This window comes from Serratia sp. K1WW1 (assembly GCF_055790865.1).
In genome coordinates, this window is sequence record NZ_CM147697.1 from 5,813,092 (window position 1) to 5,829,178 (window position 16,087).

Consider the following 16,087-nt stretch of genomic DNA (forward strand, 5'->3'; position numbering starts at 1 on the left):
TCGGATCCGTACATTTGCCAGCCTACCGTGTAAACTAGCCAACACTTTTTTCTACCTGGACAGCCACATGCCTGTTGTACACGTTGCTCTACCGGTTCCCCTTGCCCGCACCTTCGATTATCTGCTGCCCGCAGGCCTGCAGCCGGTCATCGGCGCGCGCGTCAGTGTGCCTTGGGGAAAGCAACGGGCGATAGGCATCATCACCGGCAGCAGCGAGACCAGTGAACTGCCGCTGGAAAAGCTCAAACCCATCGATGGCCTGCTGGATAACGACTCGCTGTTCACCACCAGCCTGTGGCGCATCCTGCTGTGGGCCAGCGAATACTACCATTACCCGATCGGTGAAGTGTTGTTCCATGCGCTGCCCATTCTGCTGCGTCAGGGTAAGCCCGCAGAAGCCGCCCCGCTGTGGCAATGGTTTGCTACCGAGCAGGGGCGCTCAACCCCGCCGGAAAGCCTGAAGCGAGCACCAAAGCAGCAACAGGCACTGGCGGCACTGCTGCAACGCCCGGTGTATCGCCATCAGGTCAGCGAACTGGAGCTGACGGAAAGCGCGCTCCAGGCGCTACGGGCCAAAGGCTTGATCGACCTGCGTTCGCAAACTGTGGCAACGCAGGATTGGCGGCCTGGCTTTGCCGTGCTCGGTGAACGGTTGCGGCTCAATACCGAGCAGGCCACCGCCGTGGGCGCTATCCGCAGTGAAGACGATCAGTTTGCCGCCTGGCTGCTGGCCGGGGTCACCGGCTCCGGCAAAACCGAGGTTTACCTCAGCGTGCTGGAAAATATCCTGGCGAAAGGTAAGCAGGCGCTGGTGTTGGTACCGGAGATCGGCCTCACCCCGCAGACCATCGCTCGCTTTCGTGAACGCTTCAACGCACCGGTAGAAGTCCTGCACTCCGGCCTGAACGACAGCGAACGGCTGGCCGTCTGGCTGCGCGCGCGCAGCGGTGAAGCCGCCATTGTGATCGGCACCCGCTCGGCGTTGTTCACCCCCTTCTCGCGCCTTGGGGTGATCATCATCGATGAAGAACACGACAGCTCCTATAAACAGCAGGAAGGCTGGCGCTATCACGCTCGCGATCTGGCGGTGTTCCGCGCTCACGCCGAAAACATCCCGCTGGTGATGGGCTCGGCGACGCCGGCGCTGGAAACGCTGCACAACGTGCAGTTAGGCAAATACCGTCAACTCAAACTGACCCAGCGGGCGGGCAACGCCAAACCGGCCAATCAGCATCTGATCGATTTGAAAGGCCTGCCGCTGAAGGTCGGGCTCTCTCAGCCTCTGCTGAAAAGCATGCAGCACCACCTGAAGAACGGCAATCAGGTGATCCTGTTCCTTAACCGCCGTGGCTATGCCCCCGCGCTGCTGTGTCATGAGTGTGGCTGGATCGCCGAATGCCAGCGCTGCGACCATTACTACACGTTCCACCAGCATCAACGCCAGCTGCGCTGCCACCACTGCGACAGCCAGCGCCCGGTACCACATCAGTGCCCACAGTGCGGTACCACCAACCTGGTTTCCGTCGGCGTCGGTACCGAACAGTTGGAGAATGAACTGGCTCCCCTGTTCCCGGAAACCGCCATTACCCGTATCGATCGCGATACCACCAGCCGCAAGGGATCGCTGGAACAGCATCTGGCCGATATTCACCGTGGCGGCCCGCGTATCCTGATCGGCACGCAAATGCTGGCCAAAGGCCACCACTTCCCGGATGTCACCCTGGTGGCGTTGCTCGACGTGGACGGCGCGCTATTCTCCGCCGACTTCCGTTCTGCCGAGCGGTTTGCCCAGCTCTATACTCAGGTTTCAGGCCGTGCCGGGCGGGCGGGCAAGCAGGGCGAGGTGCTGCTGCAAACCCATCACCCGGAGCATCCGCTACTGCAAATCCTGTTGCAACAGGGCTACGACGCCTTTGCCAAGCAAACCCTGGCCGAGCGTAACAGCGTCTTCCTGCCGCCCTACACCAGCCACATCATCGTACGTTCGGAAGATCACGATAATCAGCAGGCACCGTTGTTCTTACAGCAGCTACGCAATCTGTTGGAAGCCAGCCCGCTGAAGGATGATTCGCTGTGGGTAATGGGCCCGGTTCCGGCCCTGCAACCCAAACGCGGGGGTCGCTTCCGCTGGCAACTGTTGTTGCAGCACCCGTCCAGAAAGCTGTTACAGCACCTGATAAAAAGCACGTTGCCATTGATTGGCACCCTGCCACAGGCACGTAAAGTCAAATGGACGTTAGACGTTGATCCCATTGACAGTTGATTAAGAAAACTCTTAATTCCACCGTTAAAAGCAATCGTTTACACCACAATTTGCGAGCGAACACGAAAAAACCTTCCTGCGTCACACTTTTCATGCAAATTAGGTAACAAAAGCGGCGCGTAATCTGTTTAGAATGTCGGTGAAGGCATTTTTTCAGCCAGGCAATGGAATGCTTGAATGTGGATGACGCTAAAAATAACACCACCACCACTGCATGCCAGAATTTGTGAGCAAACTGAAGTAACCGCGTTAGCTGGGTGCTGACGCAAGGAGAAAGGCGTTGGAACACAAGCAAGAATTACCCATGGCGACCATGAAAGACGTTGCCGAAATGGCCGGCGTTTCCACGGCAACCGTGTCGCGTGCGCTGATGAATCCGGAAAAGGTGTCAACGCCAACGCGCCAGAAAGTAGAACAGGCCGTGCTGGCCGTGGGTTACTCCCCTCATGCCCTGACACGCAATATCAAACGCAATGAATCCCGCACTATCCTGGTGATCGTCCCGGACATCTGCGATCCGTTTTTTGCCGACGTGATCCAGGGGATCGAGCAAACGGCAGCGCAGCAGGGTTACCTGGTGCTGATCGGCGACTGTGCGCAGCAGAACCAGCAGGAACGCACCTTCGTTAACCTGATCATCACCAAACAAATCGATGGCATGTTGCTGCTCGGCTCCAACCTGCCTTTCGACGCCAGCAAGGAAGAGCAGCGCAACCTGCCGCCAATGGTGATGGCCAACGAGTTTGCACCGGAGCTGGAACTGCCAACGGTGCATATCGATAACCTGACCGCCGCGTTTGAAGCCGTACATTATCTGCACCAGCTTGGCCATAAACAGATCGCCTGTATCGCCGGGCCAGAGCAGATGCCGCTGAGCCATTATCGGTTGCAAGGCTACATTCAGGCGCTACGCCGTAATGGCATTACCGTCGAAAGCAGCTATATTACCCGGGGTGACTTCACCTACGAAGCCGGTGCGCAGGCAATAGCCTCACTGATGGCGCTGCCGAAACCGCCAACGGCGGTCTTTTGTCACAGCGACGTCATGGCGATCGGTGTATTGTCCCAGGCGAAAAAGCTGGGCTTGCGGGTACCGCAGGATCTGTCGATTGTCGGCTTTGACGATATCAAGCTGGCGCAGTATTGCGATCCACCACTGACCACCGTGGCGCAGCCCCGCTTCCAGATTGGCCAGCAGGCGATGTTGCTGCTGCTGGAACAGTTGCATGGGCAAACCGTGAACAGCGGTTCCCGGCTACTGGACAGTGAATTGATCATCAGAGGCAGCACCGCGGCCCCTAAACGCTAGTCAAATATTTTTGGGTTAAGTAACATGGCAGACCCAGCGCTGGCCAAACCGGCGTAATGATCATTGTTGTGGTCATTTTGCCAGAACCGCTCCCCGGAGCCTGCCTACACCTACAGGGCAGTAAGCTGATGCAAAATGGCCGATAAAATAGCTAGAGGATAGGTTTTAACCTCATCACGACACAGCGGAATTATAGTGGCACAGAGAGACTATGTAGGCCGCGGGCGCTCAGGAGCAGCGCGGCGCAAGACCCCCAGCCGTAAAAAACGCAGTTCTCCAAAGGTATCCAAAACCGTGGTGGCGCTTGCCGTCGCCATTCTGGTTGTCTTTATCGGTGGTCTTTATTTCATTACCCACAACAAACCGGATGAAACGCCGATGTTGCCTACGCATGGCACACGCCCGGGCAACGGTCTGCCACCGAAGCCGGAAGAGCGTTGGCGTTACATCAAAGAGTTGGAGAACCGCCAGATCGGCGTCAAGACACCTACCGAGCCAACGGCCGGGGGAGAGGTCAACTCCAAAACTCAGTTGACCGACGAACAACGCCAATTGCTGGAGCAGATGCAGGCCGATATGCAGCAGCGCCCAACGCAGCTGTCTGAGGTACCTTACAACGATCCTTCACAGCTGCGTAACGGTGGGCGGCCACAACAGGCACAACCGCCGGTACAGCAGCAGATAGCGCCACCGGTGCAGCAACAGCAGACCACTCAGCCTCGCAACCCGTTCAACAACGGCGCAGCACCTGTGCAGCAGCAACCGGTACAGCAGCCGAAGCCGCAGGTACAGCAACCAAAACCACAGGCCGTAACTCCGCCAGTGCAGACCCGTCAGCCAGAAGTGAAACAAGAAGTAAAAACGGAAGCGGCCAAGCCGGAAACCAAACCTGAGTCGAAGCAGAAGTGGATGGTGCAATGTGGTTCGTTCCGCGCAGCCGATCAGGCCGAGTCGGTACGGGCACAGCTGGCGTTTGAAGGGGTTGAAAGCCGGGTCACCGCAGGCGGTGGCTGGAATCGTGTGATGCTCGGCCCATACAGCAGCCGCGCCGCCGCAGACAAAACCCTGTCGCGCCTGAAGGGCATTGGCATGTCAAGTTGCATTCCCCTCTCCGTCGGGGGTTGAAAAGCGTCAATCTCCCCCCATCTATAGTCTCAATATGCCTCGTAGTCTCTGCCAACGCAGAGGCTGCGGGGACTTCTTTCCGTCCGCAACGAGGGTCTGCTCGTGACAACAATTGTAAGCGTACGCCGCAACGGCCAGGTAGTGATCGGTGGCGATGGCCAGGCCACACTGGGCAACACGGTAATGAAGGGCAACGTCAAAAAAGTCCGTCGCCTGTATAACGATAAAGTGATTGCCGGTTTCGCCGGGGGTACCGCTGATGCTTTCACCCTGTTCGAACTGTTCGAGCGCAAGCTGGAGATGCACCAGGGCCATCTGGTGAAAGCGGCCGTGGAGCTGGCAAAAGACTGGCGTACCGACCGTATGCTGCGCAAGCTGGAAGCCCTGCTGGCTGTAGCCGATGAGAATGCCTCGCTGATCATCACCGGTAACGGTGACGTGATCCAGCCAGAAAATGATTTGATTGCGATCGGCTCCGGTGGCCCTTATGCCCAGTCGGCCGCACGCGCGCTGTTGGAAAATACCGAAATGAGCGCCCGCGAAATCGTGGAGAAATCCCTGACCATCGCTGGCGACATCTGTATTTACACCAACCATTGTCACACCATTGAAGAATTGCCTTCCAAAGCGTAAGGATCGAATACCATGTCTGAAATGACCCCGCGCGAGATCGTCAGCGAACTGGACAGCTACATCATTGGCCAAAACAAAGCCAAACGCGCTGTCGCCATTGCCCTGCGCAACCGCTGGCGCCGGATGCAGCTCAACGAGATGCTGCGTCACGAAGTGACCCCAAAAAATATTCTGATGATTGGCCCAACTGGCGTCGGTAAAACCGAGATCGCCCGTCGTCTGGCTAAACTGGCCAACGCACCCTTCATCAAGGTAGAAGCCACCAAGTTCACCGAAGTGGGCTATGTGGGTAAAGAAGTGGACTCTATCATCCGCGATCTGACCGATGCCGCCGTGAAAATGGTGCGTCTGCAATCGATCGAGAAAAACCGCACCCGTGCGGAAGAGATGGCAGAAGAACGCATTCTTGACGTGCTGATCCCACCGGCCAAGAACAACTGGGGCCAGGCAGAAGAGCAGAATGAACCTTCTGCCGCTCGCCAGGCATTCCGCAAGAAACTGCGTGAAGGTCAGCTGGACGATAAAGAAATCGAAATCGATCTGGCTGCGGCCCCGATGGGCGTGGAAATCATGGCTCCTCCGGGTATGGAAGAGATGACCAACCAGCTGCAATCGATGTTCCAGAACCTCGGTGGGCAGAAGCAGAAACCGCGTAAAGTGAAGATCAAGGAAGCCTTCAAGCTACTGATCGAAGAAGAAGCGGCCAAGCTGGTAAACCCGGAAGAGCTGAAAGAGCAGGCGGTGGAAGCCGTTGAGCAGCACGGTATCGTGTTTATCGATGAGATCGACAAAATCTGTAAGCGCAGCGGCCAGAGTTCAGGCCCGGACGTGTCCCGCGAGGGCGTCCAGCGCGACCTGCTGCCGTTGGTGGAAGGCTGTACGGTATCAACCAAGCACGGCATGGTGAAAACCGATCACATTCTGTTTATCGCCTCCGGCGCGTTCCAGACTGCCAGCCCCTCCGACCTGATCCCGGAACTGCAAGGCCGCCTGCCAATCCGCGTTGAGCTGCAAGCGCTGACCACGGAAGATTTTGAACGTATCCTGACCGAGCCAAGCGCGTCGCTTACCGAGCAGTACAAAGCGTTGATGGCCACCGAAGGCGTCACCATCGACTTCACCGCTGACGGTATCCGCCGCATCGCTGAAGCCGCCTGGCAGGTTAACGAAAGCACCGAAAACATCGGCGCACGTCGTTTGCATACCGTGCTGGAGCGTCTGATGGAAGATATTTCGTACGATGCGAGTGAAATTGGCGGCCAATCCATTACAATTGACGCCGAATACGTGCGCAATCATCTGGATGAACTGGTAGCGGATGAAGATCTGAGTCGTTTTATCCTATAATCGCTCTATCACTGTCCTGTCAGTTATCTTTGTGGGAGGCATTGCCTCCCACATTTATTTTTAGCGGACACCGTCTTTTGACTTACTGAAGCGAAATATGAGCTCATCAACCACCACCACCCCGGCCAGAGCCTGGCTGGAAAGTTTACGACCACGAACCCTGCCATTGGCCTTTGCCTCCATCGTTGTCGGTTCGGCGATCGCCGCCTGGCAGGGCAGCCTGAAGCCCGGCGTGGCGCTGTTGGCTCTGCTGACCGCAGGTCTGCTGCAGATCCTCTCCAACCTGGCCAACGATTACGGTGATGCGGTAAAAGGCAGCGATAAAGAAGACCGTATCGGTCCGTTGCGCGGCATGCAAAAGGGCATGATCACCCAAAGCCAGATGAAACGGGCCTTGATGCTGACGGTGGTGCTGATCGCCATTTCCGGTTGCTGGTTAATCGCCGTCGCCTGTGAAAAACCCAGCGATGTGGTGGGCTTCCTGGTGCTGGGCGGGCTAGCGATTGTGGCGGCCATTACCTACACCGTGGGCACCAAACCTTACGGTTATCTGGGGCTGGGCGATATTTCGGTATTGGTGTTTTTCGGCTGGCTCAGCGTGGCAGGCACTTACTATCTACAGACTCACACTTTCGATAGCGTCGTAATGTTGCCAGCCACCGCCTGTGGTCTGCTCGCGGCGGCGGTGTTGAACATCAATAATCTGCGCGATATCGAAAGTGACCGCGCTAACGGCAAAAATACCCTGGCCGTCCGCCTTGGCCCACAGAATGCGCGCTATTACCACGCAGCGCTGCTGATCGCCGCCGTGGTCTGCTTTGCTCTGTTTACCCTGCTTAACCTGCACAGCCTATGGGGCTGGCTGTTCGTGCTGGCTATCCCGTTTCTGTATCGCCACGGAATGCGTGTCTTACGTGACCCTACGGCCGTCGGTATGCGTCCGATGCTGGAACATATGGTCAAGACCGCCTTGCTCGCCAACGTGCTGTTTGCGATTGGCGTGGTGCTCAGTTAGTTGAGACTTGCGTACCAGAACGCATCCTGGCACTGATGATTTTGCCAACGGGGCGAATAAAGGGATATACTGGTTATTCCAGCGGCAAACAGACGTAAAATCCTATGAAATACGATACTTCCGAACTTTGCGATATCTATCAGGAAGAGGTCAACGTAGTTGAGCCTCTGTTCTCCAACTTTGGCGGGCGTACTTCATTTGGCGGGCAAATCACTACGGTGAAATGCTTCGAGGATAACGGCCTGCTGTTTGAACTGCTCGAAGAAAACGGCCGTGGCCGCGTGTTAGTGATCGACGGCGGCGGCTCGGTACGCCGTGCCCTGATCGACGCGGAGCTGGCCCGTCTGGCGACTCAGAACGAATGGGAAGGCATCGTGGTTTACGGTGCGGTGCGCCAGGTGGACGATCTGGAAGAACTGGACATCGGCATTCAGGCGATGGCAGCAATCCCGGTAGGCGCCACCAGCGAAGCGATAGGCGAAAGTGATATCCGCGTTAATTTTGGCGGTGTGACCTTCTTCTCTGGCGATCATCTGTATGCCGACAACACCGGCATCATCCTTTCTGAAGATCCGCTCGATATCGAGTAACCGCAGAAAATGACAAAGGGCGCCTGAGGCGCCCTTTTCGTTGGTGCTAATGGATCAGACTTCTTCCATTTTACCCAGCAATGCGCGCAGGCGATCTTGCCACACGTGCTGCTCTTCTTTCAGCTGCTGGTTTTCACGCACCAGTGACTCGTGGTTACCCGCAGCGCTCTGAACTTCCTGAGACAGGGAATTGTTTTTCTCTTTCAGCTCTTCAATTTCCATCTGCAACAGCGTGATGGTATCGATCGCCTGCTGAACTTTTGCTTCCAGTTTTTCAAATACTTCAAATGACATTCTTCAGTCCCCTCATGATAGCAAGGCGTACATCCATAAGTAGCGCCGCAACCTTGGCTGCAGCGACTGCGAATATGCTCGCGTAACCAACAGGCCCAGCGCCTGTTTCGATAAAACCTTTCCCGCAATAAAAACGATTGTAAGTAGCCAGCCCCCCAGTGTCTAGCAACATACCGACCCAACGCGCACTCTGTTGCAATTTTCCTACCCTGGCTATCGGTCAAAGCTGAAAGTCGCCGCAGCCAAACGGCAGGGTTGTTAACAAATAGAGACAAAATAACTGGTCAGATCACCGTTTTATGGCGCAGAAAGAACACCGAACAACGCGAATTCGCTCAATTTTATGACGAAGTACACACATTTTGATTTCGCTATTTCTCGTTTATGCTCGTTAACGATAAATTTACATCACATCCTCAACCGATAAGAGGACGTGAAGAAAAACTCTGTAGCTCAAGGCCAAAACGCCAACGCGCCAAGCCTAGATAACCTATAACCGTCGTCTGCAGGACAATAATATTATGAGCCAAACCATCAGTCCGACCTTAAAAGGCCAGTGCATCGCTGAATTCCTCGGCACCGGTCTGTTGATTTTCTTTGGTGTAGGCTGTGTTGCAGCGCTGAAACTGGCAGGTGCCAGCTTCGGCCAATGGGAAATCAGCATCATTTGGGGCCTGGGGGTGGCGATGGCCATCTATCTGACCGCCGCCATTTCCGGTGCTCACCTGAACCCGGCCGTCACACTCGCGCTGTGGCTGTTCGCCTGCTTTGATGGACGCAAAGTACTCCCTTACATCGTTGCGCAGATTGCGGGGGCCTTTTGCGCGGCAGCACTGGTCTACGGGCTGTATTACAGTCTGTTCTTCGATTTTGAAGCCGCCCACCAGATGGTACGCGGCAGCAACGAAAGCCTCGAATTGGCCGGCATTTTCTCGACGTATCCCAACGCGCATATCTCCGTTGGCCAGGCCTTCCTGGTAGAAACCGTGATCACCGCCATCCTGATGTGCCTGATCCTGGCGCTGACCGACGACGGCAACGGCATCCCACGTGGCCCGTTGGCACCGCTGTTGATCGGTATTCTGATTGCCGTCATCGGTGCCTCTATGGGACCATTAACCGGCTTTGCACTGAACCCGGCGCGTGACTTTGGCCCGAAAGTGTTCGCCTATCTGGCAGGCTGGGGCAACGTAGCTTTCACCGGCGCTCGCGACATCCCTTACTTCCTGGTGCCTATCTTCGGCCCTATCGTCGGTGCAGGTTTGGGCGCCTTTGGTTATCGCGCGCTGATCGGCCGCCATCTGCCTTGTGACGTTTGCTTCGAGGAAGAGCAACCCGCCCCTAAACCAGAACAACGTAAAGCGTGATTGGCACGGCTTTAAACGGTTAACCACAGTAGGACTCAAAATTATGACAACCGAAAAAAAATACATTGTCGCCCTCGACCAGGGAACCACCAGTTCACGTGCCGTAGTGCTCGATCACGATGCCAATATTGTTGCGGTTTCACAGCGTGAATTTACGCAGATCTACCCGAAGGCCGGCTGGGTAGAGCACGACCCGATGGAAATCTGGTCCTCACAAAGTTCCACCTTGGTTGAAGTGCTGGCCAAGGCCGATATCAGTTCTGACCAAATCGCCGGGATCGGCATTACCAACCAGCGTGAAACCACCATCGTCTGGGAAAAAGAGACCGGGAAGCCGATTTATAACGCGATCGTCTGGCAGTGCCGTCGCACCGCCGACATCTGTGAAAAACTCAAGCGTGATGGCCTGGAAGAGTATATCCGCCACAATACCGGCCTGGTGGTTGACCCTTACTTCTCGGGTACCAAGGTCAAATGGATCCTCGACCACGTCGAAGGCGCGCGCGAACGTGCCAAGCGCGGTGAACTGCTGTTCGGTACCGTCGACACCTGGTTGGTGTGGAAGATGACCCAAGGGCGGGTTCACGTGACCGACTACACCAACGCCTCGCGTACCATGATGTTCAACATCCATGAGCTGGATTGGGACGATCGTATGCTGGAAGCGCTGGATATCCCACGCGCCATGCTGCCAGAAGTCCGTCCTTCTTCCGAAGTGTATGGCCAGACCAACATCGGGGGTAAAGGCGGGACGCGTATTCCTATCGCCGGGATCGCCGGTGACCAGCAGGCGGCGCTGTATGGTCAACTCTGCGTCCAGCCGGGTATGGCGAAAAACACCTACGGCACCGGCTGCTTCCTGTTGATGAATACCGGCAAAGAGGCAGTACGCTCAAGCCACGGCCTGCTGACTACCATCGCCTGCGGCCCACGCGGGGAAGTGAACTATGCGCTGGAAGGTGCGGTGTTTATTGGTGGGGCCTCTATCCAGTGGCTACGCGACGAGCTGAAACTGATCAGCGATGCCGCCGACTCCGAATACTTCGCCACCAAGGTCAAAGACAGCAATGGCGTCTACGTAGTGCCCGCCTTTACTGGCCTGGGTGCCCCCTACTGGGACCCGTATGCCCGTGGCGCCATCTTCGGCCTGACCCGCGGCGTCAACAGCAACCACATCATCCGCGCCACGCTGGAGTCTATCGCCTACCAGACCCGCGACGTGCTGGATGCCATGCAGGCCGATGCCAATACCCGCCTGCAATCGCTGCGTGTGGACGGTGGTGCCGTAGCCAACAACTTCCTGATGCAGTTCCAGTCCGATATCCTCGGCACCCGTGTCGAGCGTCCTGAGGTGCGTGAAGTGACGGCGTTGGGCGCAGCCTATCTGGCCGGGCTGGCGATTGGCTACTGGAGCGATCTGGATGAGGTGAAGAGCAAAGCCAACATCGAGCGTGAATTCCGTCCGGGTATCGAAACTACCGAGCGTAATTTCCGTTACAGCGGCTGGAAAAAGGCCGTGGCTCGTGCACAAGCCTGGGAAGATCACGACTGATTCGGTTTACCCTGCCACAGCGCTGCCTTCGGGCAGCGTTTTTTTTGCCTCGCCCTGCCGCCTCCCCCCTGTGGTAAACTTTGCCGATATTTTCTTCCCTTTTCTCACTGACAGGTTTGCCATGAAACGTGAATTAGCCATCGAATTTTCCCGCGTTACCGAAGCCGCCGCTCTTGCGGGTTATAAATGGTTGGGGCGTGGTGACAAAAACGCCGCCGACGGTGCCGCCGTCAATGCCATGCGCATTATGCTCAACAGAGTGGATATCGATGGCCGGATCGTGATCGGTGAAGGTGAGATTGATGAAGCCCCGATGCTGTATATCGGCGAAAACGTCGGCACCGGACTGGGCGATGCGGTGGATATCGCCGTCGATCCCATCGAAGGCACGCGCATGACCGCAATGGGGCAATCCAATGCACTGGCGGTCCTGGCGGTAGGCGATCGCGGCACCTTCCTGCACGCTCCTGATATGTACATGGAAAAACTGGTCGTCGGCCCGCAGGCGCGTGGAGTGATCGATCTCAACTTGCCACTCGCCACCAACCTGAACAACATCGCGGCCCGCCTAGGCAAGCCACTGACGGAGCTGACGGTGATCACGTTGGCTAAACCGCGCCACGATGCGGTGATCGCAGAAATGCAGCAGCTCGGGGTGAAGGTTTTCGCGATTCCCGACGGTGATGTCGCCGCGTCGATCCTGACCTGTATGCCGGAAAGCGAAGTGGATGTGATGTACGGCATCGGTGGCGCACCGGAAGGCGTGATTTCCGCTGCGGTGATCCGTGCGCTGGATGGCGATATGCAAGCCCGCCTGCTGGCTCGTCATCAGGTCAAAGGGGATAACGAAGATAATCGCCGTATCGGCGAGCAGGAGTTGGCCCGCTGTAAAGAAATGGGCATCGAAGCCGGTAAGGTGTTGGTGCTGGATGAAATGGCGCGCAACGATAACGTGATCTTTGCCGCGACCGGGATCACCAAGGGCGATCTGCTGGAGGGCATCAGCCGCAAAGGCAATATGGCCACCACCGAAACCCTGTTGATCCGGGGCAAATCGCGCACTATCCGCCGCATCCGTTCGACCCACTATCTGGATCGTAAAGACGCAGCGCTGCACGAATTCCTGCTTTAATGCTTAGGGGCGCAGAGCGCGCCCCGTCTCTATCAGGCGGTATGTCCCTGATGCTGCATGCGGCTCGATAGCGGCCACCAGCACAGCAAAATCAGCAACGCCATGGCAAACATCAGCAAGCCAAGGCTGAACTGCCCGGTTTGCGGCAGCATGGCTGACAGCCAGGTTGCCAGGCCAGACCCCATATTCTGCATCCCGCCTACGAGGGCACCCGCCGCCCCGGCCAGATAAGGGAACGGCTCCATCGCACCTGTGGTCGCCAAGGGGAATAGCATCCCGGCACCGAAGAAGAACAACGCCGCAGGCACGATCAGCGTCCAGATATTCATCACCCCGAACCAGCCAGGGATCCACATCATCAGCCCGGCCAACAGGCAGCTGATCACCGAATGCCACATCAGGCTGTGGAAGGTTTTTCCGTCACGCCCGGCATACCAGGCACCAAAGAACGCCGCCGGGATCGGCAGGATAAACAGGATACTGACGGTCAAACCGCTCAGGCCCAATACTCCCCCCATCAACACGCCACAGCTGGCTTCAAAAACGGCAATCCCGGCCAGAGCGCCGATCAACATCACCAGATAGCAGCTGAAAGTGCCGTCCGCCAGCAGTTGGCGGAAGCTGGAGAACATACGGCGTTTTTCCGTCTGCTGCGGCCGGGTTTCCGGCAACCAGCGGAACATGGCAAACGCGACACTGGCGCACAGCATCAGCAGGAAGCCATAACAAGCCCGCCAGCCAAACATCATCGCCAATCCCCCACCAATCACCGGAGCCAACAGCGGGCTGACCAGAATGCCCATATTCAGCAGGCTATTGGCATATCGCAGGGACGTCCCCGCATACAGATCGCGCGGCATGGTTCTGGCCATCACGCCCGCCACGCCGGTGCCCATACCTTGAACCGCGCTGGCAGCCACCAACATCGATAGGCTGTTGGCCAGCAAAGCGCCCAAGGCACCGAGCAGGAAAATCATCATGCCAGCCAGGATCACCGGACGGCGGCCAATGCGATCGGAAAGCGGCCCGTAGATCAATTGCGAGAAGCCGTAGGTCAACAGATAAGCCGCCATAACGCGCTGCACGGAGCCGGAGGGCACAGAGAGATCGCGGGCAATATCGGCGATAATAGGTACATAAATGGTTTGTGCCATCTGACCGACGGCAACCAGCAGGATCAGCATCACCAGCAGGTGGAAGTTCTCAACTTTTCTCATTATCTTCATAAACTTATTCAGTATTGCGACACTCAACCCCGCCCAATACCCCAGGGGGAACCACAGAGCAGCTTCTCAGCGACGCATAAGCTAACAAATCTGATTTTTTTAGCGAGTTTCAGGCAAATATAGATCGCCATCACACTGGCACCTATCGCTACCAGTCTCGTAAATGAAACTGTACGTATCAGTAGGCATAACGGGAAAGAGTTAAAAATGATAAACTTGCAGGGGTCTGGCTTTAGCACTTAATCGATAATTATTTCCATCAACTTGAAATAAGATACCGCCACAGGGATTTGGGTTTTATGAAAACACCAGAGCTGATTTTATTGCAGTTAAAAACCTTGGGTCCTCATTCTGCCAAAATGCTGGCAGAGCGGCTGGAAATCACGCCGATGGGGATCCGGCAGCATCTGCAATCCCTTGAACAACGTGAGCTGGTTTGCTACGAGGAAACGCGCGCCAAAGTAGGCCGCCCGACGCGTTACTGGTCGCTGACCCAGCAGGGCCATGCCCAGTTTGCCGACGGGCACGATCGGCTTTCGGCTATCCTGCTGGAGTCTGCACATGAGCTGTTCGGTGCCGAGGGCATAGATAAGCTGATCCGTGCACGGGAAGATAAACTTTATCACCGGTATGCCGATGAGCTGGCAGAGGAAGACAACCATCTCGGCAGGCTCAACCGCCTGGTTAGCCTGCGCCAGCGCGATGGCTATATGGCGGAACTCTTGGAAAGCCCCCAGGGGATGTTGCTGGTGGAAAACCACTGTCCGATCGGCGTGGCGGCCCATACTTGCAGCAACCTGTGCAACTCCGAACTGCAGCTGTTCCATCGCCTGTTAGGTAAAAGCTACCGGATAGAACGTACCGCGCATGCCATCTCCGGCTCACGACATTGTGCTTATTTGATCCGACCACGGGAGCGTTAAAAGTATGGCTGAATGGGTTAATGGCAAAGTGACAGGGGTACAACATTGGACCGATGGCTTGTTCAGCATCACCGTCAATGCCCCGATCGACAGTTTCACCGCCGGGCAGTTTGCCAAGCTGTCACTGGAAATAGACGGCGAGCGCGTTCAGCGCGCCTATTCTTACGTTAATGCCCCCAGCGATCCTAACCTGGAGTTTTATCTGGTCACAGTGCCGGAAGGAAAACTCAGCCCAAGCCTCCATCAGTTGCAGCCCGGAGCGGAGGTGATGGTCACCAAAGAAGCCGCCGGATTCTTTGTGCTCGAAGAAGTACCAGACTGCGACACCTTATGGATGCTGGCGACCGGCACCGCCATCGGCCCTTATCTGTCGATCCTGCAAGAAGGCAAGGATCTGGATCGCTTCAACAACCTGGTACTGGTGCACGCCGCACGATTTGCCCGGGATCTCAGCTACCTGCCGCTGATGCAGCAGCTGCAACAGCGTTTTAACGGCAAACTACGCATTCAAACCGTGGTCAGCCGCGAAGAGGTGGCTGGCTCATTGACCGGGCGCGTTCCGGCTCTGCTGGAGGACGGGCGGCTGGAAGCGGCAGTTGGTTTGACCCTGGATGCCGAAACCAGCCATGTGATGCTGTGCGGCAACCCGCAAATGGTGCGAGATACCCAGCAAACGCTGAAAGAGAAGTACCAGATGCGCAAACATCTGCGCCGCAAGCCGGGCCATATCACCAGCGAGCATTACTGGTAGTTCAGCGGAATTTTACCGGTTCGGCCTCTGGCCCGAATCGGTTATCCCCAGGAGTGCCAAGAAAAGCCCCCAGATCGATCGCCATCATCACCACAATCAGCGTCGGAATAAAACGCCCCACGCCCCACTGCCAGACCGGTGCCAACATCTGCCAGTTACCGGCCGCCAATATCCACGCCAGGATCAACAGCAACGCCCACCAGCCCTTTTTATTCCGATCGTGCAGGCGCTTGACCAGCACCGCCGCCGTTGGCCACAGCAGCGCCACAATGCAAAAGGCGATGGTCTGGATCGCTACCACCTCGTAGTTGGCAAGCAGAAAAGCCACCGCCATCAGCACCACCCAGACAGCCATCCAGATCCAGAAGTCGCGCCGCCCAATGCGGCCCTTAAAGGAAAAACACCATTGCTGTAAGCTCATCGATTCATGCACTCTTGGCCTGCCCATATTCTGCGCCGCAGTGTAACATAGGCCATACCGGGTTGAGCTAGCCCCGGCAAAGCGCAGACCATCGCACCGCCTTACGTCAGCAAACGACAATCACGCGGAATTTTTGACA

Annotated in this window: 15 protein-coding genes; 12 read left to right on the top strand and 3 right to left on the bottom strand. The window is 56.6% G+C overall.

Annotated elements, in window-relative coordinates; all coding sequences use genetic code 11:
* Positions 1-67 precede the first annotated feature (67 nt).
* The 7 genes from priA to rraA all read left to right on the top strand — a co-directional run bounded on the left by priA (position 68) and on the right by rraA (position 8,282).
* Entirely contained in the window at positions 68-2,263 is a 2,196-nt protein-coding gene (priA, locus tag ACX9GU_RS26425) for a primosomal protein N' (protein ID WP_473193386.1), read from the top strand.
* 280 nt (positions 2,264-2,543) lie between these two features.
* Positions 2,544-3,572, top strand: a complete 1,029-nt coding sequence (gene cytR / locus ACX9GU_RS26430) for a DNA-binding transcriptional regulator CytR (RefSeq protein ID WP_021181893.1) — start codon at positions 2,544-2,546, stop codon at positions 3,570-3,572.
* Between the two features lie 195 nt (positions 3,573-3,767).
* Positions 3,768-4,697, top strand: a complete 930-nt coding sequence (gene ftsN / locus ACX9GU_RS26435) for a cell division protein FtsN (protein WP_473193387.1) — start codon at positions 3,768-3,770, stop codon at positions 4,695-4,697.
* Positions 4,698-4,799: 102 nt separating this feature from the next.
* The gene (gene hslV, locus ACX9GU_RS26440) at positions 4,800-5,330 is read left to right on the top strand and encodes an ATP-dependent protease subunit HslV (RefSeq protein WP_024482875.1); all 531 of its coding nucleotides are present in this window, start codon (positions 4,800-4,802) and stop codon (positions 5,328-5,330) included.
* 12 nt (positions 5,331-5,342) lie between these two features.
* Positions 5,343-6,677, top strand: a complete 1,335-nt coding sequence (hslU, locus tag ACX9GU_RS26445) for an HslU--HslV peptidase ATPase subunit (RefSeq protein WP_473193388.1) — start codon at positions 5,343-5,345, stop codon at positions 6,675-6,677.
* Positions 6,678-6,774: 97 nt separating this feature from the next.
* Positions 6,775-7,692 carry a 1,4-dihydroxy-2-naphthoate polyprenyltransferase gene (locus ACX9GU_RS26450; protein WP_473193389.1) on the top strand — a complete coding sequence of 306 codons (918 nt, stop codon included), beginning with the start codon at positions 6,775-6,777 and terminating at the stop codon, positions 7,690-7,692.
* 104 nt (positions 7,693-7,796) lie between these two features.
* Positions 7,797-8,282: a ribonuclease E activity regulator RraA gene (gene rraA / locus ACX9GU_RS26455; protein ID WP_021181888.1), complete on the top strand. Its 486-nt coding sequence runs from the start codon at positions 7,797-7,799 to the stop codon at positions 8,280-8,282.
* A 54-nt stretch (positions 8,283-8,336) separates the two neighbouring features.
* On the opposite strand, the gene zapB is transcribed toward rraA, so the two are convergent.
* Positions 8,337-8,576 (bottom strand): septal ring assembly protein ZapB, encoded by a 240-nt coding sequence (gene zapB, locus ACX9GU_RS26460; protein ID WP_021181887.1) that lies wholly within the window; start codon positions 8,574-8,576, stop codon positions 8,337-8,339.
* 521 nt (positions 8,577-9,097) lie between these two features.
* Here zapB and ACX9GU_RS26465 point away from each other — a divergent pair.
* From ACX9GU_RS26465 to glpX, 3 genes are all read left to right on the top strand, one after another.
* On the top strand, positions 9,098-9,943 hold the full coding sequence (locus ACX9GU_RS26465; RefSeq protein WP_059199388.1) for an MIP/aquaporin family protein: 846 nt from the start codon (positions 9,098-9,100) through the stop codon (positions 9,941-9,943).
* Positions 9,944-9,986: 43 nt separating this feature from the next.
* Positions 9,987-11,495 carry a glycerol kinase GlpK gene (gene glpK / locus ACX9GU_RS26470; RefSeq protein WP_115159610.1) on the top strand — a complete coding sequence of 503 codons (1,509 nt, stop codon included), beginning with the start codon at positions 9,987-9,989 and terminating at the stop codon, positions 11,493-11,495.
* A 121-nt stretch (positions 11,496-11,616) separates the two neighbouring features.
* Complete coding sequence (gene glpX, locus ACX9GU_RS26475) at positions 11,617-12,627, top strand: class II fructose-bisphosphatase (protein WP_098929446.1); 1,011 nt, start codon at positions 11,617-11,619, stop codon at positions 12,625-12,627.
* A 32-nt stretch (positions 12,628-12,659) separates the two neighbouring features.
* Here the strand turns inward: glpX and emrD are convergent, their stop codons facing one another.
* Entirely contained in the window at positions 12,660-13,844 is a 1,185-nt protein-coding gene (gene emrD / locus ACX9GU_RS26480) for a multidrug efflux MFS transporter EmrD (RefSeq protein WP_473193390.1), read from the bottom strand.
* 308 nt (positions 13,845-14,152) lie between these two features.
* On the opposite strand from emrD, the gene ACX9GU_RS26485 reads away from it, so the two are divergent.
* Together ACX9GU_RS26485 and fpr are read left to right on the top strand one after the other, a co-directional pair.
* The gene (locus ACX9GU_RS26485) at positions 14,153-14,776 is read left to right on the top strand and encodes a helix-turn-helix transcriptional regulator (RefSeq protein ID WP_473193391.1); all 624 of its coding nucleotides are present in this window, start codon (positions 14,153-14,155) and stop codon (positions 14,774-14,776) included.
* A 4-nt stretch (positions 14,777-14,780) separates the two neighbouring features.
* Positions 14,781-15,527 carry a ferredoxin--NADP(+) reductase gene (gene fpr, locus ACX9GU_RS26490; RefSeq protein ID WP_021181881.1) on the top strand — a complete coding sequence of 249 codons (747 nt, stop codon included), beginning with the start codon at positions 14,781-14,783 and terminating at the stop codon, positions 15,525-15,527.
* Position 15,528: 1 nt separating this feature from the next.
* Here fpr and ACX9GU_RS26495 read toward each other — a convergent pair whose 3' ends face one another.
* Complete coding sequence (locus tag ACX9GU_RS26495) at positions 15,529-15,948, bottom strand: DUF805 domain-containing protein (RefSeq protein ID WP_473193392.1); 420 nt, start codon at positions 15,946-15,948, stop codon at positions 15,529-15,531.
* Between the last annotated feature and the right edge of the window lie 139 nt (positions 15,949-16,087).

Coding starts and splice junctions, on each gene's coding strand:
- hslU (WP_473193388.1), top strand. CDS start 5,343: ATGTCTGAAATGACCCCGCGCGAGATCGTCAGCGAACTGGACAGCTAC.
- ACX9GU_RS26450 (WP_473193389.1), top strand. CDS start 6,775: ATGAGCTCATCAACCACCACCACCCCGGCCAGAGCCTGGCTGGAAAGT.
- fpr (WP_021181881.1), top strand. CDS start 14,781: ATGGCTGAATGGGTTAATGGCAAAGTGACAGGGGTACAACATTGGACC.
- ACX9GU_RS26465 (WP_059199388.1), top strand. CDS start 9,098: ATGAGCCAAACCATCAGTCCGACCTTAAAAGGCCAGTGCATCGCTGAA.
- priA (WP_473193386.1), top strand. CDS start 68: ATGCCTGTTGTACACGTTGCTCTACCGGTTCCCCTTGCCCGCACCTTC.
- emrD (WP_473193390.1), bottom strand. CDS start 13,844: ATGAGAAAAGTTGAGAACTTCCACCTGCTGGTGATGCTGATCCTGCTG.
- zapB (WP_021181887.1), bottom strand. CDS start 8,576: ATGTCATTTGAAGTATTTGAAAAACTGGAAGCAAAAGTTCAGCAGGCG.
- rraA (WP_021181888.1), top strand. CDS start 7,797: ATGAAATACGATACTTCCGAACTTTGCGATATCTATCAGGAAGAGGTC.
- glpX (WP_098929446.1), top strand. CDS start 11,617: ATGAAACGTGAATTAGCCATCGAATTTTCCCGCGTTACCGAAGCCGCC.
- glpK (WP_115159610.1), top strand. CDS start 9,987: ATGACAACCGAAAAAAAATACATTGTCGCCCTCGACCAGGGAACCACC.
- ACX9GU_RS26485 (WP_473193391.1), top strand. CDS start 14,153: ATGAAAACACCAGAGCTGATTTTATTGCAGTTAAAAACCTTGGGTCCT.
- ACX9GU_RS26495 (WP_473193392.1), bottom strand. CDS start 15,948: ATGAGCTTACAGCAATGGTGTTTTTCCTTTAAGGGCCGCATTGGGCGG.